This window comes from Parvibaculum sp. (assembly GCF_035325945.1).
In the GTDB taxonomy this organism is placed as follows: domain Bacteria; phylum Pseudomonadota; class Alphaproteobacteria; order Parvibaculales; family Parvibaculaceae; genus Parvibaculum.
In genome coordinates this window covers 15,451-39,490 of record NZ_DAOKYX010000026.1, presented here as the reverse complement: position 1 = coordinate 39,490, position 24,040 = coordinate 15,451, and the positions used below count along the sequence as shown (strand labels likewise).

18 protein-coding genes and 1 tRNA gene are annotated in these 24,040 nt (G+C 64.7%); 12 read left to right on the top strand and 7 right to left on the bottom strand.

All coding sequences use genetic code 11. From position 1 onward, the window contains the following. Positions 1-77 (bottom strand) — tRNA-Arg (locus PKA57_RS11885). A gap of 299 nt (positions 78-376) precedes the next feature. On the opposite strand from PKA57_RS11885, the gene PKA57_RS11880 reads away from it, so the two are divergent. Further along, the gene (locus PKA57_RS11880) at positions 377-886 is read left to right on the top strand and encodes a PAS domain-containing protein (protein WP_324300810.1); all 510 of its coding nucleotides are present in this window, start codon (positions 377-379) and stop codon (positions 884-886) included. A 22-nt stretch (positions 887-908) separates the two neighbouring features. Here PKA57_RS11880 and PKA57_RS11875 read toward each other — a convergent pair whose 3' ends face one another. Continuing rightward, positions 909-1,916, bottom strand: coding sequence for an ABC transporter ATP-binding protein (locus tag PKA57_RS11875; RefSeq protein ID WP_324300807.1), 1,008 nt, complete (start codon positions 1,914-1,916; stop codon positions 909-911). A gap of 231 nt (positions 1,917-2,147) precedes the next feature. Here PKA57_RS11875 and polA point away from each other — a divergent pair, with 231 nt between their 5' ends. Together polA and PKA57_RS11865 are read left to right on the top strand one after the other, a co-directional pair. Further along, complete coding sequence (gene polA, locus PKA57_RS11870) at positions 2,148-5,018, top strand: DNA polymerase I (protein ID WP_324300812.1); 2,871 nt, start codon at positions 2,148-2,150, stop codon at positions 5,016-5,018. 69 nt (positions 5,019-5,087) lie between these two features. Then, entirely contained in the window at positions 5,088-5,258 is a 171-nt protein-coding gene (locus tag PKA57_RS11865; protein ID WP_324300805.1) for a hypothetical protein, read from the top strand. A gap of 7 nt (positions 5,259-5,265) precedes the next feature. Here PKA57_RS11865 and PKA57_RS11860 read toward each other — a convergent pair whose 3' ends face one another. Together PKA57_RS11860 and PKA57_RS11855 are read right to left on the bottom strand one after the other, a co-directional pair. After that, positions 5,266-6,759 carry an acetyl-CoA hydrolase/transferase family protein gene (locus PKA57_RS11860; protein WP_324300803.1) on the bottom strand — a complete coding sequence of 498 codons (1,494 nt, stop codon included), beginning with the start codon at positions 6,757-6,759 and terminating at the stop codon, positions 5,266-5,268. Positions 6,760-6,833: 74 nt separating this feature from the next. Then, positions 6,834-8,447 carry a phosphoenolpyruvate carboxykinase gene (locus tag PKA57_RS11855; protein WP_324300801.1) on the bottom strand — a complete coding sequence of 538 codons (1,614 nt, stop codon included), beginning with the start codon at positions 8,445-8,447 and terminating at the stop codon, positions 6,834-6,836. Between the two features lie 708 nt (positions 8,448-9,155). Here PKA57_RS11855 and PKA57_RS11850 point away from each other — a divergent pair. From PKA57_RS11850 to PKA57_RS11820, 7 genes are all read left to right on the top strand, one after another. Beyond that, a complete protein-coding gene (locus PKA57_RS11850; protein WP_324300799.1) occupies positions 9,156-9,857 on the top strand; it encodes a response regulator transcription factor in 702 nt (233 codons plus the stop codon). A 95-nt stretch (positions 9,858-9,952) separates the two neighbouring features. Further along, positions 9,953-11,800: a sensor histidine kinase gene (locus PKA57_RS11845; protein ID WP_324300797.1), complete on the top strand. Its 1,848-nt coding sequence runs from the start codon at positions 9,953-9,955 to the stop codon at positions 11,798-11,800. 10 nt (positions 11,801-11,810) lie between these two features. Beyond that, positions 11,811-12,290 carry an aldolase gene (locus tag PKA57_RS11840; RefSeq protein ID WP_324300795.1) on the top strand — a complete coding sequence of 160 codons (480 nt, stop codon included), beginning with the start codon at positions 11,811-11,813 and terminating at the stop codon, positions 12,288-12,290. 129 nt (positions 12,291-12,419) lie between these two features. Continuing rightward, positions 12,420-12,827: a PTS sugar transporter subunit IIA gene (locus PKA57_RS11835; RefSeq protein WP_324300793.1), complete on the top strand. Its 408-nt coding sequence runs from the start codon at positions 12,420-12,422 to the stop codon at positions 12,825-12,827. A gap of 19 nt (positions 12,828-12,846) precedes the next feature. Next, positions 12,847-13,134 carry an HPr family phosphocarrier protein gene (locus PKA57_RS11830; protein WP_324300791.1) on the top strand — a complete coding sequence of 96 codons (288 nt, stop codon included), beginning with the start codon at positions 12,847-12,849 and terminating at the stop codon, positions 13,132-13,134. 145 nt (positions 13,135-13,279) lie between these two features. Then, positions 13,280-14,677, top strand: a complete 1,398-nt coding sequence (gene ahcY / locus PKA57_RS11825) for an adenosylhomocysteinase (protein WP_324300789.1) — start codon at positions 13,280-13,282, stop codon at positions 14,675-14,677. Positions 14,678-14,806: 129 nt separating this feature from the next. Then, the gene (locus PKA57_RS11820) at positions 14,807-17,416 is read left to right on the top strand and encodes an ATP-binding protein (RefSeq protein WP_324300787.1); all 2,610 of its coding nucleotides are present in this window, start codon (positions 14,807-14,809) and stop codon (positions 17,414-17,416) included. Between the two features lie 58 nt (positions 17,417-17,474). Here the strand turns inward: PKA57_RS11820 and PKA57_RS11815 are convergent, their stop codons facing one another. The 3 genes from PKA57_RS11815 to PKA57_RS11805 all read right to left on the bottom strand — a co-directional run bounded on the left by PKA57_RS11815 (position 17,475) and on the right by PKA57_RS11805 (position 20,951). After that, positions 17,475-18,773: a methyl-accepting chemotaxis protein gene (locus PKA57_RS11815; protein ID WP_324300785.1), complete on the bottom strand. Its 1,299-nt coding sequence runs from the start codon at positions 18,771-18,773 to the stop codon at positions 17,475-17,477. Beyond that, the gene (locus PKA57_RS11810) at positions 18,748-19,272 is read right to left on the bottom strand and encodes a PAS domain-containing protein (RefSeq protein WP_324300783.1); all 525 of its coding nucleotides are present in this window, start codon (positions 19,270-19,272) and stop codon (positions 18,748-18,750) included. Before PKA57_RS11810 ends, PKA57_RS11815 begins: the two co-directional genes overlap by 26 nt. 185 nt (positions 19,273-19,457) lie before the next feature. Beyond that, the gene (locus PKA57_RS11805) at positions 19,458-20,951 is read right to left on the bottom strand and encodes an NAD(P)/FAD-dependent oxidoreductase (RefSeq protein ID WP_324300782.1); all 1,494 of its coding nucleotides are present in this window, start codon (positions 20,949-20,951) and stop codon (positions 19,458-19,460) included. Between the two features lie 321 nt (positions 20,952-21,272). On the opposite strand from PKA57_RS11805, the gene PKA57_RS11800 reads away from it, so the two are divergent. Next, positions 21,273-21,737, top strand: coding sequence for a (2Fe-2S)-binding protein (locus PKA57_RS11800; RefSeq protein WP_324300780.1), 465 nt, complete (start codon positions 21,273-21,275; stop codon positions 21,735-21,737). A 14-nt stretch (positions 21,738-21,751) separates the two neighbouring features. Then, positions 21,752-23,989 carry a molybdopterin cofactor-binding domain-containing protein gene (locus tag PKA57_RS11795; RefSeq protein ID WP_324300778.1) on the top strand — a complete coding sequence of 746 codons (2,238 nt, stop codon included), beginning with the start codon at positions 21,752-21,754 and terminating at the stop codon, positions 23,987-23,989. The last annotated feature ends 51 nt before the right edge of the window (positions 23,990-24,040 follow it).

Sequence of the window (24,040 nt, the reverse complement as noted above, 5' to 3'; positions counted from 1 at the left end):
TGGCGCACCCGACACGATTCGAACGTGTGACCTCTGCCTTCGGAGGGCAGCGCTCTATCCAGCTGAGCTACGGGTGCCGCGCCGGGCCTCGGGAGAGGCCCTCTTCGATGGGGCGCAAATTAGATGAAACGGAACGCCCTGACAATCCGCCCTGAGACCGGCCCTGAAACCTTGCGCGCCGCATGTTTCGCGCGCGCCCTTCGCGGCTTGCGTCCGGCCTCTTTCCGCGCGCCGTTCCGGCCGAAACCGGCGCAAATCGGCACGGGAATCGGCCAAAATGCGCCACGGCGCCTCCTTGGCGCTCCCCGCGAATTGATCTATACGGATCGGGATGTTTGGCCGCCCTCGCGCGGCCGGGGGCGGGTTTGGGAACTTCATGTCGGCGCATCATCTGCGGCTATCTCCTTTCGACGTCTATATCGATCCGCTGCTTGAGCTCCAGGACCGCCGCCTTCGCGAGCTTTTCGCCTATTGGAACGAAAAGCGCTCGGGCCGCCCCATGCCCGCGCGCGCCGATGTGAACCCGGGCGACATAGTGAGCCATCTGCCCTCCGTCTTCCTGATCGGGGCCGAGCCCCCGGCGGTCACGCCGAAGGATTTTCATGTCCGGCTGATGGGCACGGCTCTCAACGAGCTATTCGCCCGCGATTTCACGGGCCGCAGCCTTGCCGATGGCCTGTCGGACAAGGCCGCCTCGGCCGCCGCCAAGGTGCTCGCCATCGTCTGCGAATTGCGCCGCCCCCTCCGCCTCCACGGGGCCGCGCAATTTGGCGACGATCACGCCGCGACCGAAATCGAGCTTGTCTGCCTGCCGCTCTCCGTCGGCGGCGCGCATGTCGGCATGGCGATGGGCGAACTGGTGAAGCGGGCCTCGCCGCTCGGCTAGAGCGTTTCCGGCCTCGCCTGCGTCAGTGAGACGAGGTGAGCTGGAGGAACACGTCTTCGAGGTCCGATTCTTCCGTCGAGATATCGACGATCTCGAGCCCTCGCGCCCGCACCCGGTCGAGAATGTCCATCACGCTCGCCTCGAGCGGATTGTACTGGATGGAGAGCGCGCCCGATGGGGTGATCTCGGTTCTCAAGCCCTCCATCGCCGCCATCTCGGGCGTCACGGGCCGGGCCGTCCGCATGATGAGCTTCTTGTCGGTGATGCGCGCGATGAGCCGCTGCGTCGGCTCGCAGGCGACGAGCCGCCCCTTGTCGATGATGGCGATGGTGTCGCAGAGCGCTTCGGCTTCCTCGAGATAATGCGTCGTGAGCACGATCGTCGTGCCCTGCTCGTGGAGCGACTTCACATAGTCCCAGAGCTGCTTGCGAAGCTCGATATCGACGCCCGCCGTCGGCTCGTCGAGCACGAGCACGGGCGGATTGTGCACCATCGCCTTGGCGACGAGGAGGCGGCGCCTCATGCCGCCCGAAAGCGTCCGCGCATAGGCGTCGGCCTTGTCCTCGAGGCCCATGGCGCGCAGGATTTCCATGGTCCGGCGTTCGCTCTTGGGCACGCCATAGAGCCCGGCCTGCAGCTCCAGCACCTCGGCCGGCGTGAAGAAGGGGTCGATATTGAGTTCCTGTGGCACGACGCCGATCGCCGCCCGCGCCTGGCGCGGATTGACGTCGATGTCGAAGCCCCAGATCGAGGCCGAGCCCGAGGTCTTGATGACGAGGCCGGCGAGAATGTTGATGAAGGTCGATTTGCCCGCGCCGTTGGGGCCGAGCAGCCCGAAGATCGAGCCGCGCGGCACGGCGAGATCGATGCCCTTGAGCGCCTCTTTCGCGGGCTGGCCGCCACTTGCGCGGTAGACCTTGCGCAGTCCGCGCGCCTCGATCGCATTTCCGGTCTCGTTTCCGGGCACGGGCTCCGGCGGAACGGCGGCCCTGGCGGAATAAGCGGGGTCGGCGGGAATGATTTCGGCCATCGAGAAGGCTCTTCATCGTGTGCGGGCGCTTTTGTGCGCGGCGTTCCGAGTTGGTATCATCCGCCTCGCAACAGCGTCAAATCGTCCGGTCTCGCGTTCCGCCGCATCCCTGCACCCTGCAAGCGCGGCGTTCCCTGAAAACCCGCATCGGCGCTCGACCACTGATACTGATAAAGGAAGGCAAACGGCGTGGCGAAGAGCGAAGCCCCTCAAAACATTGCGGAAAGACCCCTGAAGAAGGGCGACCATCTCTTTCTGGTCGATGGCTCGGGCTACATTTTCCGCGCTTATCACGCGCTGCCGCCCCTGTCGCGAAAGTCCGACGGCCTGCCCACGGGCGCCGTCGCCGGCTTCTGCAACATGCTCTACAAGCTCATCGAGGACACGAAGGACGAGTTCGAGCCCACGCATCTCGCCGTCATTTTCGATGCCTCCGGCACGACCTTCCGCAACGACATCTATCCGCAATACAAGGCCCATCGCCCGCCGCCGCCCGAAGACCTCGTTCCCCAGTTCGCGCTGGTGCGCGATGCGGTGCGCGCCTTTTCCGTCCCCTCGATCGAGATGATGGGCTACGAGGCCGACGACCTCATCGCCACCTATGCGCGCCAGGCGCATGAGGCGGGGGCGCGCGTCACCATCGTCTCTTCCGACAAGGACCTGATGCAGCTCGTCAATGACCACGTCGACATGCTCGACACGATGAAGCTGATATCCATCGGGCATGATGAGGTGATCGCGAAATTCGGCGTGCCGCCGGAGAAGGTCACCGACGTGCAGGCGCTTGCCGGCGACAGCGTCGACAATGTGCCGGGCGTGCCCGGCATCGGCATCAAGACGGCGGCCGAACTCATCAATCAGTATGGCGATCTGGAAACGCTGCTCGCCCGCGCAAGCGAGATCAAGCAGCCCAAGCGCCGCGAAAATCTCATCGCCAATGCCGAGATCGCGCGTATATCGAAAAAGCTCGTGACCCTCGATGACGACGTGCCGGTCGATGTGCCGATCACGACGATGGGGCTTCACGACCCCGACCCGGTAACGCTGATCGCCTTCCTGAAGGATATGGAGTTCACGACGCTGACGCGCCGCGTCGCCGAGCGCTTCGGCGTCGATATGGACAAGATCGCTGCCTCGGGCGCGCATCCGGCGCGGAAGGAAGGGGCGGAGAAATCCGCTCCGGCCCGGCGGGACGAGGCGGCCGCGCCGCGCGGTGGCGTTCCGGGCATCGTGAAGCCCGGCATCGATCGTCCGTTCGACGAGGCGAAATATGTGGCCGTGACGACGCTGGCCGAGCTTGAGGGCTGGGTGGCGCGCGCGAGGGAGGCGGGCGTCGTTGCGGTCGATACCGAAACGGATTCGCTCGATCCCATGCTGGCGCGCCTTGTCGGCTTTTCGCTCAGCATCGAGCCGGGCGAAGCCTGCTATGTGCCGCTCCAGCACGGAAACGGCGGCGGGCTCGATCTCGATAATGCCGCGGCCCATGCGCAGATGCCGCTCCGCGACGCGCTCGCGGCGCTGAAGCCGCTACTCGAGGACCCTTCCGTTCTCAAGGTCGGGCAGAACATCAAATACGATCTCATCGTCTTCGCGCAGCATGGGCTCAAGGTCGATGCGATCGACGACACCATGCTGATGTCCTATGCGCTCGATGCCGGGCTCCACGGCCACGGCATGGACGAGCTTTCCGAGCTGCATCTGGGGCACAAGCCCATCGCCTTCTCCGAAGTCGCAGGCACCGGCAAGGCGCAGATCACATTCGATCAGGTGCCGGTGGACAAGGCCGTCGCCTATGCGGCGGAAGATGCCGATGTGACGCTCAGGCTCTGGCATGTGCTGAAGCCGCGTCTCGTCGCCGAGGGCCGCACCACCGTCTATGAAACGCTGGAGCGGCCGCTCGTGCCCGTTCTGGTCGCCATGGAGCGCGCGGGCGTCAAGGTCGATCGCAATGTGCTTGCGCGGCTCTCGGCCGACTTCGCGCAGAAGATGGCGGAATATGAGGAGGACATCTATCGCCTCGCGGGCGAGCGCTTCAACATCGCCTCGCCCAAGCAACTGGGCGAAATCCTCTATGACCGGATGGGGCATGAGGGCGGCAAGCGGACAAAGACGGGCGCCTGGTCGACCGATGCCGATGCGCTGGAGGCCCTTGCCGTTCAGGGCCACGCCTTGCCGCGCGCCGTGCTCGACTGGCGCGGTCTGTCGAAGCTGAAGAGCACCTACACGGACGCGCTCCCCTCCTTCATCCATCCCGAAACGGGCCGCGTGCACACGAATTACGCGCTGGCCTCGACGACGACGGGGCGCCTTTCATCGAGCGACCCCAATCTTCAGAACATCCCCGTCCGCACCGATGATGGCCGCAAGATCAGAACGGCCTTCGTCGCGGAGAAGGGCAACAGGCTCGTCTCGGCCGATTACAGCCAGATCGAACTGCGCCTTCTCGCCCATATCGCCGACATCGACGCGCTGAAGAAAGCCTTCTCCGACGGGCTCGATATTCACGCCATGACCGCATCGGAAATGTTCGGCGTGCCGGTCGAGGGCATGGACCCGGCCGTGCGCCGCCGCGCCAAGGCGATCAATTTCGGCATCATCTACGGCATTTCGGCTTTCGGCCTCGCCAACCAGCTCGGCATTTCGCGCCAGGAGGCAGGCGAATATATCGAGCGCTATTTCAAGCGCTTCCCCGGCATTCGCGCCTATATGGAAGCGACGAAGGAGCAGGCGCATCAGCTTGGCTATGTCGAGACGGTTTTCGGCCGCCGGGTGCATATCCCCGCGATCAATTCCAAGAACCCGGCCGAGCGCGCCTTCATGGAGCGCGCCGCGATCAATGCGCCCATTCAGGGTTCGGCCGCCGACATCATCCGCCGCGCCATGATCCGCATGCCAGTGGCGCTTGCCGAAGCGAAGCTCGCCGCGCGCATGCTGCTCCAGGTTCACGACGAACTGATCTTCGAGGTGCCGGAGGACGAGGCGGAAAAGACCTGCAAGCTCGTCGCCCGCGTCATGGCATCCGCGCCGGAACCTGCCGTCAAGCTCTCGGTTCCGCTCGATGTCGATGCGCGCGCCGCGGGCAACTGGGACGAGGCGCATTGAGCGCAGGCGCGCCCTTGGGATTTTCTGCCGCCGACCCCATCTAAGACAGGTCGAACCGCGGAGGTGTCCATGGTGAAGCGTGAAAAGGCCAAGAAGCCGGCGGCTGCGAAAAAAGCCGCCAGGGCGAGCGCACTCGTCGATCTGGCGGGCGAGGGAACCTTTCCCGCCAGCGATCCGCCCGCCTGGACGCCGACCCATGTCGGCAAGCCGGCGGAAACGCGGGCGGCCAGAAAGCCCTGAAGGAGGCTCAGCCGGGCAGCATCGTCCCGCGTTCGGACAGCGCCATGTGCCAGGAAAGCGCCTCCCCGATCACATGCGGCGTGTGCCCGCCCCGCGCGAGCGCGCGCCTGTAGTAGTCGGCGAGCCCGTCGCGATAGAGCGGATGGGCGCAGTTGGCGATGATGAGCGCCGCGCGTTCGCGTGGCGCCAATCCGCGCAGATCGGCGAGCCCCTGCTCCGTGATCAGAATATCGACATCATGCTCGGTGTGGTCGACATGGGAGACCATCGGCACCACGCTCGAGATTTTCCCCTCCTTGGCGATCGACTTCGTCACGAAGATCGACAGATAGCCGTTGCGCGCGAAATCGCCCGAACCGCCAATGCCGTTCATCATCTGTGTGCCGCCTATATGGGTGGAGTTGACATTGCCATAGATGTCGAACTCGATCGCCGTGTTGATGCAGAGCACGCCGAGCCTGCGCACGACCTCCGGGTGATTGCTGATCTCCTGCGGGCGCAGAAGGAGCCTCTGCTTGTAATCGCCGATATGCGGCATGACCTCGCGATATTTCTCCGCCGAGAGCGTGATGGACGAGCCCGAGGCGAAGACGAGCTTGTCCGCATCGAAGAGATCGAAGGTCGAATCCTGCAGGACCTCCGAATACATCTTGAGATCGTGAAAGGGCGAGGCGATGAGCCCATGCAGCACGGCATTGGCGACGGAGCCTATGCCCGCCTGAAGCGGCCTGAGATCGCTTCCCATCCGGCCCTTCTTCACCTCATGGCCGAGGAAGTCGATGAGATGGCTGGCGATGGCGCGCGTCTCGTCATCGGGCGGCGAGACTTTCGCCGAACTGTCGAGCTTCTCGGTGATGACGATGGCCGCGATCCTCTCCGGCGGGATGTGGATATAGGGCAGGCCCACCCGGCTTTCCGGTGCGATCACGGGGATAGGCTCGCGATGCGGCCGTTTCGTCGGAATGTAGATGTCGTGAAGACCCTCGAGGAGAAGCGGCTGCGAGAGATTGATCTCGACAATGACCCTGGGCGCGAGAATGGCGAAGCTCGCCGAATTGCCGACAGAGGTGGTCGGAATGATGCCGCCCGTCTCGGTGATGGCGACCGCCTCGACGATGGCGATATCGACATCGGGAATCTGATGCGTGCGCAGAAGCTCGACCGTTTCGGAAAGATGCTGGTCGATGAACATGACCTCGCCCGCATTGATCGCCTTGCGGAGCCCCGGATCCGACTGGAAGGGCAGGCGGCGCGCCAGCACATGCGCCTCGGCGAGCGTCTTGTCGAGATCGTTGCCGAGCGAGGCGCCGGTCATGAGCGTGATCTTCAGCGGCTCGCGTTTGGCGCGTTCCGCAAGCGCCAGCGGCACGGCCTTCGCCTCGCCCGCCCGCGTGAAGCCGCTCATGCCGATGGTCATGCCGTCGCGGATGAGAAGGGCGGCCTCCTCCGCGCTGACGACCCTGTCATGCAGTTCCTTGTTGCGTATGCGATCCCTGTACATGGCCACTCACTCTTAAAAGCAGAAAAGCCCGGACCTGAGGCCCGGGCTTTTCGCAAACTGCGCTGAAACCGCGATCACTCGGCGGCGCGCTTGGCCGTCGGAGCGGCGGCGCGCACGTCGGGATCGACGTGATCCTCGAACTTGGCGAAATTCTCGATGAACATCTTCACGAGCTTCTGCGCCTGCGCGTCATAGCCGGCCTTGTCGGCCCATGTGTCGCGCGGGTTGAGGATCTTCGTGTCGACGCCCGGAACACTGACCGGGACCTCGAAACCGAAATTCGGATCGGTGCGGAACTCGACATGCGAGAGCGAACCGTCGAGCGCGGCGGCGAGCAGCGCGCGCGTCGCCTTGATCGGCATGCGGTTGCCGACGCCATAGGCGCCGCCCGTCCAGCCCGTGTTGACGAGCCAGCAATCGACCTTGTGCTCGGCGATGAGCGCGCGCAGCAGGTTGCCGTACTCGGTCGGATGGCGCGACATGAAGGGCGCGCCGAAGCAGGTGGAGAAGGTCGCCTCGGGTTCCGTCACGCCCTTCTCGGTGCCCGCGACCTTGGCCGTGTAGCCGGAAAGGAAGTGATACATGGCCTGGCTCGGCGTCAGCCTGGCGATGGGCGGCAGCACGCCGAAGGCGTCGGCCGTCAGCATGATGATGTTGCTCGGATGGCCACCGGTGCCGGTCGCGCTCGCATTCGGAATGAAGGAGAGCGGGTAGGCGCCGCGGCTGTTCTCGGCGAGGGCGGCGCTGTCGAGATCGAGCTCGCGCGTCGCGTCGTCCATCACCACGTTTTCGAGCACGGTGCCGAAACGCTGCGTCACCGCGTAGATCTCCGGCTCGGCTTCGGCCGAGAGCTTGATCATCTTCGCATAGCAGCCGCCTTCGAAATTGAAGACGCCGTTCTCCGACCAGCCATGCTCGTCATCGCCGATCAGCGTGCGGCTCGCATCGGCCGAGAGCGTGGTCTTGCCGGTGCCCGAAAGGCCGAAGAAGATCGCCGTGTCGCCCTTGGAGCCGATATTGGCCGAGCAGTGCATCGGCATGACGCGCTTGGGCGGCAGCTCGTAGTTCAGCATCGAGAAGACGGACTTCTTGATTTCGCCGGCATAGGAGGTGTTGGCGATCAGCACGATCCGCTTGGTGAAGTCGCAGGCGATGACCGTCGAGGTGCGCACGCCGTACTTCGCCGGGTCCGCAACGAAGCTCGGCAGGTCGATGATCGTGAATTCGGGAAGGAAGTCGTCGAGTTCTTCCGGCTTCGGCTCGATCAGCAGATTCTGGATGAAGAGCGAGTGCCAGGCATATTCGGAATAGACGCGGGTCGCGAGGCGATGGGTCTTGTCGGCGCCGCCGAAGAGATCCTGAATGAAGAGTTCCCTGCCCTCGGCGTGCTTCAGCATGTCCTGGTGGAGAAGGTCGAAGGCTTCCGGCGTCATGGACTTGTTGTTGTCCCACCAGACGGTCTTTTCGGTGTTCGCGTCGCGGACGATGAACTTGTCCTTCGCGGAGCGGCCGGTGTGAACGCCGGTCTTGACGACGAGGGGCCCGTTCGCGGCGACCATGCCTTCGCCCCGGCGGATGGCTTCCTCGTAAAGGGCTGCCGGCCGGTAGTTCCAGTGGGCGGCGGCCAGATTTTTGAAGCCGCTTTTATCGACTCCGTATTTGCTGATGTAGGGCCCGGTCTGTTTCACACCTTCTCTCCTGTGCTGCTCGTGAGGCTGGGGCCTTTGCCCATATGGGGCTGGCTTGCCTGGCTTGAACGCCCGGACGGAAAAAATTTTCTCCCGTCATCGGGGGCCATCCGGGGCCGCCGGTCTCACTGCCTCCTGAATCTGTGCTGAACTGGTTTTTCTTCGTCTCGCCTGGGTCGTCACTGCTTCGCATTCGGCCCGAAGATCCGGCTCATCCGCGCGCATTATATCATGCGGCGCGGCTTCGCATCGGCTAAGCCGCCATCGGCCGCCTCCCGAAGCATGTGAAGACGGTCCCCGAAGGTTCCCGGTCCGGTGTGCGATCCGCCCCGGTGCCGATGTCCCTGTTCCGAATGGCGGCACCATAGTTGTGAGGCTTGGCCCGCGCAACTGGGTCGCGATGGGAGGGCGCCGGAATGGTACTTTGGCCACACTTTCCCCCGGGATTTCGTTGCGCTGCGATATCCCGGCCGGGCGGGCTCGGGCCGGGGCGGGACCGGCGGCGGGGGAGGACCGGGGAGGTCACGCATTATGGGCATAAACCATGGCGCGAACCGGCCCAAGTGCTTATACTGCCGCCACATTTTAGGCCAAAAGCGACCCTAAGGCTTCGGCTGTTTGGAAACTTGCCGGGCAAGGAGCCTGCCTCTGGAGGGGTCGCGAATGGATGAAGCCGGAAAAGAGCCTCTGCAAAAGGGACGGGGGTCGATGCCCACCATCGCTCTGGTCGATGACGACCGCAATATTCTGACCTCGGTGAGCATGGCGCTCGAGGCGGAAGGCTACCACGTGCAGACCTATACGGACGGAGCGGCCGCGCTTGCGGGCCTGTCCGCCAATCCGCCGGACATCGCCGTTTTCGACATCAAGATGCCGCGCATGGACGGGATGGAGCTTCTGCGCCGCCTGCGCCAGAAGTCGGACCTGCCGGTGATCTTCCTCACCTCCAAGGATGACGAGATCGACGAGCTTTTCGGCCTGAAGATGGGCGCGGACGACTACATCACAAAGCCCTTCTCGCAGCGCCTGCTGGTCGAGCGGGTGAAGGCGGTGTTGCGCCGCGTGAGCCCCAAGGCCGAGGGCGCGCCTGCCGAAGGGCCCGAAAAGGCCGTGCTCGAGCGCGGCAAGCTCGTGCTCGATCCCGAGCGGCATTCCTGCACCTGGGACGGCAAGCCGGTCGTCCTCACCGTGACCGAGTTCCTCATTCTTCAGGCGCTCGCCCAGCGGCCCGGCTATGTCAAAAGCCGCGATTCGCTCATGGATGCGGCCTATGACGATCAGGTCTATGTCGATGACAGGACCATCGACAGCCACATCAAGCGGCTGAGAAAGAAGTTCAAGGAAGTCGACGATGATTTCGACGCGATCGAGACGCTTTACGGCGTCGGCTATCGCTATCGTGAAGCCTAGACCCCGATACGGAATGCTGCGGATTTCCCGGACGGGGATGCGCCCTGCGGTCGGCATCGAGATGCGGCGGAGGGCCTTCACCCGATGAGCATGGCATGGCGAGCGTGACGGAGCATGAAGCCGGAGGTGCCGGATCGGCCAAGGCGCCCGCCTCCCGGCGGGAAGAAGCCGTCTCGCGCGCCGCGCGCCTTGCCGCGAGGTTCCGGCAATTCGTCGAGGCGCTTGTCGCCGCCGCCTTTGCCGCTTTCCGCAGCTTCCTCCTGCGCGGGCGCTTTTCGAGCCTCACGCGCCGCATCGTCGTCTTCAACGTCGTCGCGCTCTTCATCATGCTTGGCGGCATTCTCTATCTCAACCAGTTCCGCGAGGGGCTGATCGATGCGCGCCGCCAGAGCCTTCTGACCCAGGCCGAGATCATCGCGGGCGCCATAGCCGAAAGCGCGACGTCGAGCGAGACCGCGCCGGTCTTCGACCAGATGGAGCGCCGCCGGGGCAAGCCTCTCGATATTCGCCCGCGCGGCGACATGGATGACGAAACGGCCGATCGCAACCTGCCGATCATTCCCGAAAATGCCGCCCCCATTCTGCGCCGGCTCGTCCTGCCGACGCAGACGCGCGCCCGCCTGTATGACAAGGATGGCTGGCTCATCCTCGATTCGCGCCAGCTCACCGCATCCGGCCAGATCGTCGCCTTCGAACTGCCGCCGCCCGCGGGCACGGAGTCGGAGGGACCCATCGGGCGGCTTCGCGACCGCCTGCTCATGCTGCTCCCCGGCCGCGATCTCGAGCGCTACAAGGAGGCGGGCAGCCAGAACGGCTCCATCTACAGCGAAGTCACGCGGGCGCTGGGCGGCCTGCCTTCGAGCATGGAGCGCATCAACGATCGCGGCGAGCTCATCGTTTCCGTCGCTGTGCCGATCCAGCGTTATCGCGCCGTGCTCGGCGCGCTCATGCTGTCGACGCGCGGCGGCGATATCGACCGTATCGTCCGGGCGGAACGCTTCGCCATCGTGCAGGTCTTTCTCGTCGTGCTGGGCGTGACGATCCTGCTTTCGGTCGTGCTTGCGGGCACCATCGCCGAGCCGGTGCGCCGGCTTGCCGAATCGGCCGAAATCGTCCGCCGGGGCAAGACGAGGCGCGCGCAGATTCCGGACTTCACCGCGCGTCGCGACGAGATCGGCGAATTGTCAGGCGCGCTACGCGACATGACGAACGCGCTTTACAGCCGCATCGACGCGATCGAGAGCTTCGCCGCGGACGTCGCACACGAGCTCAAGAACCCGCTCACCTCGCTCCGAAGCGCCATCGAGACCTTCACGCTCGCCAGGGATGAAGCGGCCAAGGCGCGGCTCATGCAGATCATCCAGGACGACGTCAGGCGCATCGACCGGCTCATCAGCGACATTTCCAACGCCTCGCGCCTCGATGCGGAGCTTTCGCGCGAGGAAATGGACGACGTGAATATCGCGACGCTGCTCGAAACCGTCTGCGATCTCTTCACCGAAACCGGCGTCACCGGCTCCGCCCATGTGAAGCTCGACATCGATCCGGGCCCGCATGGCCGCACGGGGTTCATCGTCAAGGGCTTCGACATGCGGCTCGGACAGGTGGTGCGCAACCTCATCGACAATGCGCTCACCTTCAGTCCGGAAAGCGGAACGGTTCATGTTTCCGCGCGGCGGGCGCCCGGCCGCATCGTCATTCAGGTCGAGGACGAGGGGCCCGGCATCCCGCCCGAGAATTTCGAGCGCATCTTCGATCGCTTCCATACCGACCGCCCGGACAGTTTCGGCCAGCATTCCGGCCTCGGACTTGCGATCTCCAAGCAGATCGTCGAGGCTCATCGCGGCACCATCCGCGCCGAAAACCGGCATGAGGGCGACAGGCCTGAAGGCCAAGTTCTCGGCGCCCGCTTCGTGGTCGAATTGCCGATACCCGCCAACTGAAAGAGCGGAAATGTCTGCGCTCCTTTTCGTTCACGGCACTTGCGTTCTCGTCGGCGCGCGCGCCGTTCTCCTCCGCGGACCCTCGGGCTCGGGCAAGTCGGATCTCGCCTTCCGCCTGATCCGCGGCGAGGGGGCGAGCGCGCTTCTCGTCGCCGACGATCAGGTCGGGCTTTCCGTCGAGGAAGGGCGGCTTCTGGCCTCGCCCGCGGCGGCGCTGGCCGGGCTTCTGGAACTCAGGGGCCTCGGGCTACTGCGTTTGCCTCATGCGGTTCGCGCCGAGGTTGCGCTCGTGGTCGATCTCGTCCGGCGCGACGAGGTGCCGCGCCTGCCCGAGCCGCGCTCCGCCACCTTGGCGGAGGTCGAATTGCCGCTTCTCGCGCTGCATGCATTTGACCTGACGGCCGCCGAGAAGGTACGTCTCGCGCTTGAAAAAATCCCCGCCCAGGGCTTTCCCGGCGATGACGGGTGCCTTGGCGGAGGCAGTATCTGAAGGCGTTGTTATGGCGACCCCTGCATGCTTGTCTTTTGAGCACGATTGGAGGCACGATACGCGCCTCCGCAGGGGCACGGCCGGCGATCCAGCCTGCAGTTCGGACTGGAGCGGCGAAGAGGGCTTTTGATGATCGGACTAGTACTGGTAACGCATGGCGCTCTGGCCAGCCAATTCGTCGCGGCCATGGAACATGTCGTGGGGCCTCAGCCGCAGGTGGCGGCGATCTGTATCGGGCCCGACGATGATATGGAGCAGCGCCGCCGCGATATCCTCGAGGCCGTGGCGACATCGGATTCGGGCGACGGCGTCATTCTTCTCACCGACATGTTCGGCGGCACGCCCTCGAACCTCGCCATTTCGGTGATGGACAAGGCCAGGGTCGAAGTGATTGCGGGCGTCAATCTGCCCATGCTCATCAAGCTGGCCAGCATCCGCGATCAGGCGAGTCTCGGCGAGGCGGTCGACCTCGCGCAGGAATCGGGACGTAAATACATCTCCATCGCCAGCCGCGTTCTCGCGGGCGATGGGGCCTGAGCCGATGGATGGTCATTGAATGGACGATACGACCCGTCCGCATAACCGGCTTCTGAATATCGTCAACAGCCGCGGGCTTCATGCTCGCGCCTCGGCGAAATTCGTTCAGTGTGCGGAGAAATACGATGCGCGCATCAAGGTGTCGAAGGACGGCCATACCGTCTCGGGCACCTCGATCATGGGCCTGATGATGCTGGCGGCCGCCCCCGGCTGCTGCATCCTGATCGAGGCCGAAGGCCCCGACGCCGAGCCCGCCCTCGATGCGCTGGAAGCCCTGGTCTCGGACGGCTTCGGCGAACGGGACTGATCCGGCGCCCCGTCCGCCGAAAACAAAGACATAAACATTTCTTTATGTGATTCTTGTCGGACTGCCGCGCCCCTGTTATAAGGCCGACAATCCAGAATGGCGCCCATATGCGCCCGCTGTCATTGGCATTCCCGAAGGAGCCCCCATGAGCAAGGACTACGTCGTCAAGGATATCAACCTCGCCGATTGGGGCCGCAAGGAAATCGATATCGCCGAGACGGAAATGCCCGGTCTCATGGCGACCCGCGCCGAATTCGGCAAGTCGCAGCCCCTCAAGGGTGCGCGCGTCGCCGGCTCTCTCCACATGACGATCCAGACCGCGGTGCTGATCGAGACGCTGAAGGCGCTCGGTGCCGATGTGCGCTGGGCCTCCTGCAACATCTACTCGACCCAGGATCACGCCGCCGCCGCGATCGCCGCCTCGGGCACGCCGGTTTTCGCCGTGAAGGGCGAGAGCCTCGAGGATTACTGGGAATACACGCACCGCATCTTCGAATGGGCCGATGGCGGCACGCCCAACATGATCCTCGACGATGGCGGCGACGCGACGCTGCTCATCCATCTGGGCCTGCGCGCCGAGCAGGGCGACACGGCCTTCCTCGACACCGCCTCGAACGAGGAAGAGGAGATCCTTTATGCCGCGATCAAGCGTCGCCTGAAGCACAAGCAGGGTTGGTATGGCGAGGTTGCGCGCAGCGTTCGCGGCGTGACGGAAGAAACGACCACTGGCGTCCATCGCCTCTACGAGATGCAGAAGAAGGGCACGCTTCTCTGGCCCGCGATCAACGTCAATGACAGCGTGACCAAGTCGAAATTCGACAATCTCTATGGCTGCCGCGAATCGCTCGTCGACGGCATCCGCCGCGCGACCGACGTGATGATGGCGGGCAAGGTCGGCGTCGTCGCCGGCTTCGGCGATGTGGGCAAGGGGTCGGCCGCCTCGCTGCGCAATGCGGGCGCGCGCGTCATCGTCACCGAAATCGATCCGATCTGCGCGCTTCAGGCGGCGATGGAAGGCTATGAAGTCACGACGATGGAGGACGCCGCGCCGCGTGGCGACATCTTCGTGACGACGACGGGCAATGTGGACGTCATCACCGTCGATCACATGCGCGCCATGAAGGACCGCGCCATCGTCTGCAATATCGGCCATTTCGACAGCGAGATTCAGGTCGGCGCGCTCAGGAACTTCAAGTGGCACAATGTGAAGCCGCAGGTCGACGAGATCGAGTTCCCGGGCGGTAACCGCATCATTCTGCTGGCGGAAGGCCGCCTCGTGAATCTCGGCTGCGCCACCGGCCATCCGAGCTTCGTCATGTCGGCCTCCTTCACCAATCAGACGCTCGCCCAGATCGAGCTTTGGACGAAGCCCGGCCAGTACGAGAAGAAGGTCTACACCCTGCCGAAGAAGCTCGACGAAAAGGTCGCGGCGCTCCATCTGGAGAAAATCGGCGTGAAGCTCACCAAGCTCACGCCGAAGCAGGCGGCCTATATCGGCGTCGAGGATACGGGCCCCTTCAAGCCGGAACACTACCGCTACTGATCGTTTCCCCGAGCCGCCGCCCTTGCCGGGTGGCGGCTCTCCTCCCGGCGCTTTGTCGCGGCACCTCAGGGCTGTAGTATCGCTGTCCTCGGGGCTGTGTGACGGTGCGAATCGCATCGAATGGGGAACATGAAGACGAAAGCGACGCCGCCGGCGGGAAAGCGCAGCGATCGGAGCGTCAGGCTCGCGGGCGTCGCGGGCCTCGCCGCGCTCGTGCCTCTCTCCGCAGCGCGCGCGGCCGCGGAATTGCCCGGCAATCTCCAGCAGGGTCTGCCCAAGGCGCTCGGCGCTCTCGGCGTGCCGCCCGTTGCCGCCGCCGAGCCGAGCGTCAGCCTCTCCCTTCTCGCCGCCGTCGGCATCGCGATCGTCGGCGCGGCTGCCGCTTTCATGGGCCAGCGTTCCGCACGCATCGCGCGCCGCGTGGCGCTCGCGCGCGAGGAGGAACTGGCGAGCCTCGAGGCGCGGCTTCACTCGGCTGAATCGATCCTCGCCGCCGAGCCCGATGCCGTCTTCATCTGGACGCCGGAGAGCCTTCGTGCCGCGCCCGGCACCTTCCAGTCGCGGCCCCGCATCGTCGGCTCGACCGCAACGCTGGTCGATCCCGCCTCGGGCGATCTCGATTTCGCCTATCTGCTTTCGCGGCTCGAGCCGGAAAATGCGGGCCGCCTCAACACCGCCGTGCAGCGCCTGCGAACGCGCGGCGCGCGCTTTTCGCTTCATGTGCAATCGCTCGATGGGCGCACCTTCGAGGCGGAGGGCCGGCCGGCCGGCGCTCTCGCCGTGCTCTGGCTGCGCGACGTGACCGGCGAGCGCGCGGAGGTGAGCCGCCTCATGGAGAGGCTGCGCCAGGCCGACGCCACGCGCGCGCGCTTCGAGGAACAGTTGATGACGGCGCCTTTCCCCGCCTGGCGCCGCGACGAGGAGGGAAAGCTCCTCTGGGTGAACGATGCCTATGCCCGCGCCGTCGATGCGGCCTCGCCCGAGGATGCGGTGGAGCGCGGGCTCGAGCTTCTCGGCGAGGACGTGCTTGGAAGACTTCGCCGCCGCCTCTTCGATCGCGACCGGGCGGATGAGCGCACGCATGCGATCATGGCAGGCGAGCGCCGCGCCATCGAGGTTTTCGAGCGGCGGGTGAAGGACGGATTGGCTGGCGTCGCGATCGACGTCTCCGCGCTCGATCATGCCGAGGCGGAGCTTCGCCGCCATATAGAGAGCCATGCCGCGACGCTCGACCGGGTGAAGACGGCCGTCGCGATCTGCGGGCCGGACAAGCGGCTCCGCTTCCGCAACCGTGCCTTCGAGCAGCTTTGGGGGCTCGATCCGCAATGGCTCGATGCGGAGCCGAGCGATGGCGAAATGCTCGACGAGCTTCGCGTGCTGCGGCGCCTGCCCGAACAGGCGAACTTCCAGGCCTGGAAGCAGGCCCGCATGGAGCTATACACGTCGCCCGATCCGATCGAGGAATATTGGCACCTGCCTGATGGCCGCACGATCAAGGTTCTGGGGCAGGCTCATCCGTTCGGCGGCGTGATCTATCTCTATGAGAACGTCACCGAGCAGCTCAATCTCGAAAGCTCATACAACACGCTCGCCCGCGTTCAGCGCGAGACGATCGATCACCTCTATGAAGGCGTCGCCGTGTTCGGTTCGGATGGCCGCCTGAAACTGTGGAACCCGGCTTTCGCGCGCATCTGGTCGCTCGCCGGCGACGTGCTCGGCGGCGAACCGCATGTGAACGAGGTGCTGGCGGCGAGCCGCCCGCTCTTTGCGAGCGACGCCGAGGTGGAAAGCCTCAAGGGCCGCATCACCATGGCCTCGGGCGTGCGCTCGCCAGCGACCGGCAGGCTCAACCGCCCGGACGACACCGTGATCGACTATGCCGTCGTGCCGCTTCCCGACGGGGCGAGCCTTCTCACCTATGTCGATGTGACGGATTCCATCAAGATGGAGCTGGCGCTGCGCGAGCGGAACGATGCGCTCGAAACCGCCGACCGCCTCAAATCCGAATTCATCAGCCACGTCTCCTACCAGCTCAGGACGCCGCTCACCAATATTCTCGGCTTCGGCGAAATCCTCGAAGCCGAGATGTTCGGCGACCTCAATCCGAAGCAGCACGAATATACGCAAGGCATTCTCGAATCCTCCGAGACGCTTCTCGATGTCGTGAACGATATTCTCGATCTCGCGGTGATAGAGGCCGGCGCCATGACGCTCGACCTCTCGGATGTCGAGATTTCCGAAGTGGTCTTCGCCGCCGAGGACTTCGCCCAGCGCCCCGCGCAGAAGAACAGGGTCGTGCTCAAGGTCGAATGTCCGGAGGGCCTCGGCCAGATCCGCGCCGATGAGAAGCGCATCAAGCAGATCATGATCAATCTGCTGTCCAACGCGCTCGCCTTCACGCGTCCGGGCGACACCATCACCGTCGGCGCGAAGCGGCTCGAAAACGCCGTCCAGCTTTATGTCGCCGACACCGGCATCGGCATCAAGCCGGAGTTTCAGGCAACCGTCTTCGATCGTTTCGAGGCGCGCGCGGGCACCGACCGGCGGCGCGGCGCGGGCCTCGGCCTTTCTCTCGTGCGTTCCTTTGTCGAACTGCATGGCGGCTGGGTGACGCTCGAATCCGCGCCCGATGTGGGCACGCGCGTCACCTGCCACCTGCCGGTGCGCGTTGCCTCGGCGGCCGCGCCCGACGACGCCGTCGAGCCCGCCATCATGGTCGGCTACGAGGAGGGCGCCTGAGGCGGGCCGGAGGGCGTCCGCTTTCGCGGAACGCCCTTCAGCGATCAGGCGGCAGCGATCAGGCGGCGCGCGCCTTTTCCATGAAGCTTGCGACCTCGCTCTGCAACCGCTGAGCCTGCGCGGTGAGATCGGACGCGGCGCTGAAGACGTCTTCCGACACCCGGCCCGTATCCGCCGCAGCTTCGCGCACCGTGCAGATATTGGTTGAGACGACTTCCGTTCCCGCGGCGGCCTGCTGCACGTTTCTCGCGATTTCCTGCGTCGCCGCCGACTGTTCCTCGACCGCGCTCGCGATCATGGTGGCGATGCCGTTGATCTCGCGAATGGTGGAGCCGATATCCTCGATGGCGCCCACCGCCTCATTGGTCACGTTCTGGATCGTGCCGATCTGTTCGGCGATTTCCGTCGTCGCCTTCGTCGTTTGCGAGGCGAGGCTCTTCACCTCATTGGCGACGACCGCGAAGCCCTTGCCGGCCTCGCCCGCGCGCGCCGCCTCGATCGTTGCGTTGAGGGCGAGAAGGTTCGTCTGCTCCGCAATGTCGTGAATGAGCGTCACCACATCGCCGACCCTCTGCGCGGCGTCGAAAAGGCTCTGCACGATGGCGTTGGTCCGTTCCGCCTTTTCGACTGCCGACTGGGCGATGGTGCTCGACTGGACGACGCGCTGGCCGATCTCTCCGACCGAACTTGAGAGCTGTTCGGTGGCGGCCGCGACCGTCTGGACGTTGGTCGAGGCTTCCTCCGTCGCCGCCACGGCGGCCATGGCCTGTTCGCTCGTCTGCTGGGCATTGAGCGACATGGTTTCAGCGCCGCTGCGCATCTGTACGGCGGCGGCGGACACGCTGTCGGCCACGCGGCCGACATTCGCCTCGAAAGCATCGGCGAAGGTGGCGAACTCCCGCACCTTGCCCGCCATCATGGCGGTCGAGGCGTTGAGCGCGCGGGATGCGTTCGCGAACGAGCCGGGAAGGCCGTTGAGCAGCACTTCGCGGTAGAAGAGGCCGCGGCTCACATAGTCGGCCGTGCTCGTCGCCTCGCGCACGAAGGCGTCCGACACATCGAGCATATTGTTGATGCCGCGCTGCATTTCGCCGACGGAACCGGGCTCGGGAAGCTCGAAGATGCGCGCTTCGAGATCGCCCTTGGCTGCCGCTGTGCAGACGCCGGCGGCGCGGCGCAGCACGCCTGCGAGCCGGCGCATGTAGAAGACCGCGCCCGCGATCAGGCTGAGCGCGAGCGCCTGCGCCGAAAGCGTCACCGCGCCGCCAAGGCCCAGCGGCAGCAGGGAGACGGCGAGGATGACGGCGCCGGCTGAGGCGAACAGGCTCGCCTTAGAGAGTGAGGACAAATTCATCATACGCTACGCCCCTCTTCTGGAGATCGCTGGTCAGTTGCCGGAATGCGTTGTGCATGCCGTCCTTGCGGTTGGCGGCCCGGTTCTCCTCCGCCAGCAGCGCGCGATAGAGTGGAATGATCTTTTCCAGCTTCTCGCGGCTCGGTCTGCGGCGGTTTGAGTGGTAGCCGATGATGTTGCCCTGCGCGTCGAGGGTCGGCGTCACGCAGGCCAGGACCCAGTAATGGTCGCCATTCTTGGCCATGTTGAGCACATAGGCGAAGATTTCGCCCTTGGCCTCGATCGTGTCCCAAAGGAGCTTGAAGACGCAGCGCGGCATGTCGGGGTGCCGCACGATGCTGTGCGGCTGGCCGATCAGCTCCTTCATCGAATATCCCGAGACGCGCTCGAAAACTTCATTGGCGTAGGTGATGCGGCCCTTGAGGTCCGTCTTGCTGACGATCATCTCGTCGTCTCTGAACGGGCTCTCGCGACCCGTTGGCCGGATCTGCAACTTCGTCATGCACTGCCTCGTGAATTCGAGTGATGCGGGCGATCTTGGTAAGCAAAGATGAAGGCGGACTTAAGCGCGATCCCTTCCGCGTTAACCTGCCGCAAGAAGGTCGGGGCTCGTCGGGCGCATGAAAAAGGAAACCCGGCGCGGGGCTCTCCCGGCCGGGTTCGGTCTTGCAGATATCAGTCTCGCCTTCAGCTCGCGAGCCTCTCCATCTCGCCTTTCCGGGGCTCCGGATTGGTGAAGGCCATCACCCCGTCCTCAACATTGCCCAGCCTGAGGCTCATGATGTCGAGCGCGTAGTTCTGATAGAGCTTCCACGGCTTCTTGGAGCCCTGCTTGGGAAACTTGTCGAGCGAGCGCTGGACATAGCCGGACGAGAAATCGATCCACGGCTCTTCGGCGATGTCGGGATCGTTGCGGCGCGGCGTGCACTGGCGAAGTCCGGTCCGCTCCATGTGATTGAGGAGCCGGCAGACATATTCGCAGGTGAGGTCGCATTTCAGCGTCCACGAGGCGTTCGTATAGCCGAAGGCCGAGGCGAGGTTCGGCACGTCGCTATACATCATGCCCTTGTAGTTGAGCGTCTTCGAGAAATCGACATCCTTGCCGTCGACCGTGATCTTGAGATCGCCCAGCACCTGGAGATTGAGCCCCGTCGCGGTGACGACGAGATCGGCTTCGATTTCCTTGCCCGATTTGAGCCGGATGCCCGTCTCGGTGAATGTGTCGATATGGTCGGTGACGACGGAGGCACGCTTCGCCTTCAGCGCCTCGAAGAGATCGCCGTTCGGCACCAGGCAAAGGCGCTGATCCCAGGGGTTGTAAGTGGGCGTGAAATGCGTGTCGATGTCGAAATCCGGCCCGAGCTGCGCGCGCACGCCATTGAGGATGAACTTCCTGGCCGCTTCCGGCTTACGGCGGCAGAGCCGGTAGAAATACATGCCGAAGAGCACGTTCTTCCAGCGCGTGAGGTGATAGGCGGTCATGGCTGGGAGATGGCGGCGCAGCCAGTTCGCAAAGCCGTCCTCGGCCGGGCGGGAGACGACATAGGTCGGCGAGCGCTGAAGCATGGTGACATGGGCGGCCTTCTTCGCCATTTCCGGCACCAGCGTCACGGCGGTGGCGCCGCTGCCGATCACCACCACGCGCTTGCCCGCATAGTCGATGTCGTCGGTCCATTTCTGCGGGTGGACGATGCGGCCCCTGAAACGCTCCGTGCCCTGAAAATCAGGCGTATAGCCTTCGGCGTAGCTGTAATAGCCGCTGCACATGAAGAGGAAATTGCAGGTGAAGCGCACGGGCTCCTTCTCCGGGCCGCGCTCGACCTCGATGGTCCAGCAGGCGTTTTCGGTCGACCAGGAGGCGCGTCTGACCATATGGCCGTAACGGATCTTGCGGTCGATGCCGTATTCCTTCGCCGTCTCCTGCAGGTAATTGAGGATCGACGGGCCGTCGGCGATGGCCTTGGCTTCCTTCCACGGCCGGAAGGAATAGCCGAGCGTGTACATATCCGAGTCCGAGCGGATGCCGGGATAGCGGAAAAGGTCCCATGTGCCGCCCATGCGCTCGCGGCCTTCAAGGATCACATAGCTCCTGTTGGGGCAGTTCTTCTGCAGGTGGTATCCGGCGCCGATGCCCGAAATGCCCGCGCCCACCACCAGCACGTCGAAATGTTCAATCGTCATGGAATGACCCAACTCCCGGAAAGCAGGCCGACCGTTCCGGCCGCTGCATGAAATTTAATCTGACATGGCTTGTTTTCAAAGTGCCGATTGGGCGTGAGGCCCGCGCTTTCGCGCCACTGTGTGAGTTGTCTTTGCGGCATTCCCTTCGCGCGGCGCTCTTTCCCGACAATGACCAAAATGATAAATACGGTCAGTCGTTCATCGCGAACGCATCGCCCGCTCGTCAGGCCCGCTCCCCTGTTATGAGCCCGCCATGTCCCGGGTATAGAATGACCGAGGCCGCTCCGTCCGGGTCGCTGCGGGCGGGAAAGGGAGGAACCCATGTCGATCACCATCAAGGTCAACGGCGTCCAGCATGTGCTCGATGTCGAATTCGAGATGCCGCTCCTCTGGGTGCTGCGCGACGAGATCGGCCTCACCGGGACGAAATTCGGCTGCGGCGTCGCCTCATGCGGCGCCTGCACGGTGCATGTCGATGGCGAGGCCGTGCGTTCCTGCGTGACGCCGCTCATTGCAGTGGAAGGCAAGGAGATCGTCACCATCGAGGGCCTTGCGGAAGCCGCAGGCGCCAAGGGCGGCCTCGCCCCCGTTCAGGCGGCCTGGATCGCGGAACAGGTGCCGCAATGCGGCTACTGCCAGTCCGGCATGATCATGGCCGTCACCGCGCTTCTGAAGGAAAAGCCCAAGCCCTCGGATGCCGAGATCGACGCGGCCATCACCAATATCTGCCGCTGCGGCACCTATCCGAGAGTGCGCGCCGCGATTCATTCGCTGGCAAACGCCTGAGCGGGAGAAACGCCATGAGCATCACCAGACCGACCCGCCGTCAGTTGATCGTTGCAGGCGGCCTTGCGGGCGGCGGCCTGCTTCTGGGCTACGCCTTCGCGGCCCCGTCGCGCCGGGCGCTGGCCGGCCGCTCCGTTGCCGGCGGCAAGGAGCGCATGCTGACCACCTGGATCAAGATTTCGCCTGACAATTTCGTCACCGTCTATGTTCCCCATTCAGAGATGGGGCAGGGCGTCCACACCTCGCTCCCCATGATGGCGGCGGAGGAGATGGAGGCCGACTGGTCGCGCGTGCGCTCCGTGCAGGCGCCAGCCGAGACCGCCTTCGCCAATGACGGGCTCGCCAAGGGTTATCTCACGCATGGCATTTCGGTGCCCTCGGTGCTTACGGGCATCGAGGATTTCGCCATGCTCAAGATCGCCGAGCATATGAATTTGCAGATCACCGGCGGCTCGACATCGGTGCGCTTCACCGGACATTACGGCATGCGCGTCGCGGGCGCCGCGGCGAAGGAGATGCTGGTCCGCGCCGCCGCCCGGCGCTGGGGCGTTCCGTCTGCGGAATGTGTGGCGGCCATGAGCGTGGTGAGCCACAAGCCATCAGGCAGGTCCGCGACCTTCGGCGAGCTTGCGGAGGAAGCGGCCGAACTCTCGCCGCCCAGAAATCCCGTGCTCAAGGCGAAGGTTGATTACACCATCGTCGGCAAGCGCATTCCGCGCGTGGACATTCCCGCCAAGGTGGATGGCTCGGCGCGCTTCGGCATCGACATTCGCCGCCCCGGCATGCTTTACGCCGCCGTGAAGCCCGCTCCCGTCTTCGGAAGCGATGTGCTGAGCTTCGATGCGGACAAGGTGATGGGGCGTCGCGGCGTGAGAAAAGTCGTGGCGGTTCCGGGCGGCGTCGCTGTCATCGCCGACAGCTTCTGGCGTGCGAAGGAGGCGGCGGAGCTTCTCGAGGTGAAGTTCGACGCGAAGGGCAATGACGCGCGCTCCTCGGCGACGATCTACGCGCAATATGACAAGGACCTCGCCGCGAACAAGGGCTCGAAGGATGTCGAGCTGGGCGATGCGGACACGGCGCTCAAGGGCGCGGGCAGGCTCGTCGAGGCAAGCTATCGCGTGCCCTATCTCGCCCATGCCTGCATGGAGCCGATGAACTGCACGGTCTGGGTGAGGCCCGGAAAGGCCGAAGTCTGGGTCGGCACGCAGGATGCGCTCGGCACCGCGGCCTATGTCGCCGGGCTTCTCGATATCGGCGTCGAGGATGTGACGCTGCACTGCCAGTATCTCGGTGGCGGCTTCGGCCGTCGCGGCTCGCAGACGCTCGATTTCGTCGCGCAGGCCGTCGCCGCCGCGCGCAGCGTCGATGCGCCGGTGAAGCTCGTCTGGACGCGCGAGGTCGACATCCAGCACGATTGCTACCGCCCCGCCGTCACCTCGGTCTTCCGCGCCGCGCTCGATGCGGGCGGCAATCCGGTCGCATGGTCCAATCGCTATATCGGCAAGAATGAGCCCGCCGAGGCGGCCCATATTCCCTATGCCGTGCCGAACCAGTCCATCCGCTATGTCGAAAGCCCGACCCATGTGCCCTTCGGCGCCTGGCGCTCGGTCGCTCACTCGCAGCACACTTTCTTCACGGAGAGCTTCGTCGATGAGCTTGCGCATGAAGCGGGCAAGGACCCGTTCGAGTTCCGCCGCGCTCTGCTGAAGGACAGGCCCCGCCACCTTGCAGCGCTGGAGCTGGCGGCGGAGAAGGCGGGCTGGGGGAAGCCGCTGCCCGCAGGTCATGCGCGCGGCATCGCCATCCAGGAATCTTTCCAGTCGATTGTCGCGGAGGTTGCGGAAATTTCCGTCAGCCCGTCAGGCGAACTGAAGGTTCATCGCGTCGTCGCCGCCGTCGATTGCGGCGAGGCGATCAACCCCGACACGATCGAGGCCCAGACCGAGTCCGGCATCATCTTCGGCCTCACGGCGGCGCTCTTTGGCGAGATTTCGATCGAGAAGGGGGCCGTCACCCAGTCGAATTTCGGCGACTACGAGATGGTGCGGCTGGCCGGGACGCCGGCGATCGAGGTCCACATCATCGAGAGCGGGGCTCCGCTCGGCGGGCTTGGCGAGCCCGCGACGCCGCCCATCGCGGCGGCCGTATCGAACGCCGTCTTTGCCGCTACCGGCAAACGCATTCGCGAATTGCCGCTGAAGAATCACGATCTGACGCCGCATTCGGCGAAATTCGCCAGGGCGGCCGATTGAAAACACTCATGCCTTGAGGGCGTTCCGCGCCTCAAGGCATGAGTTGATCTC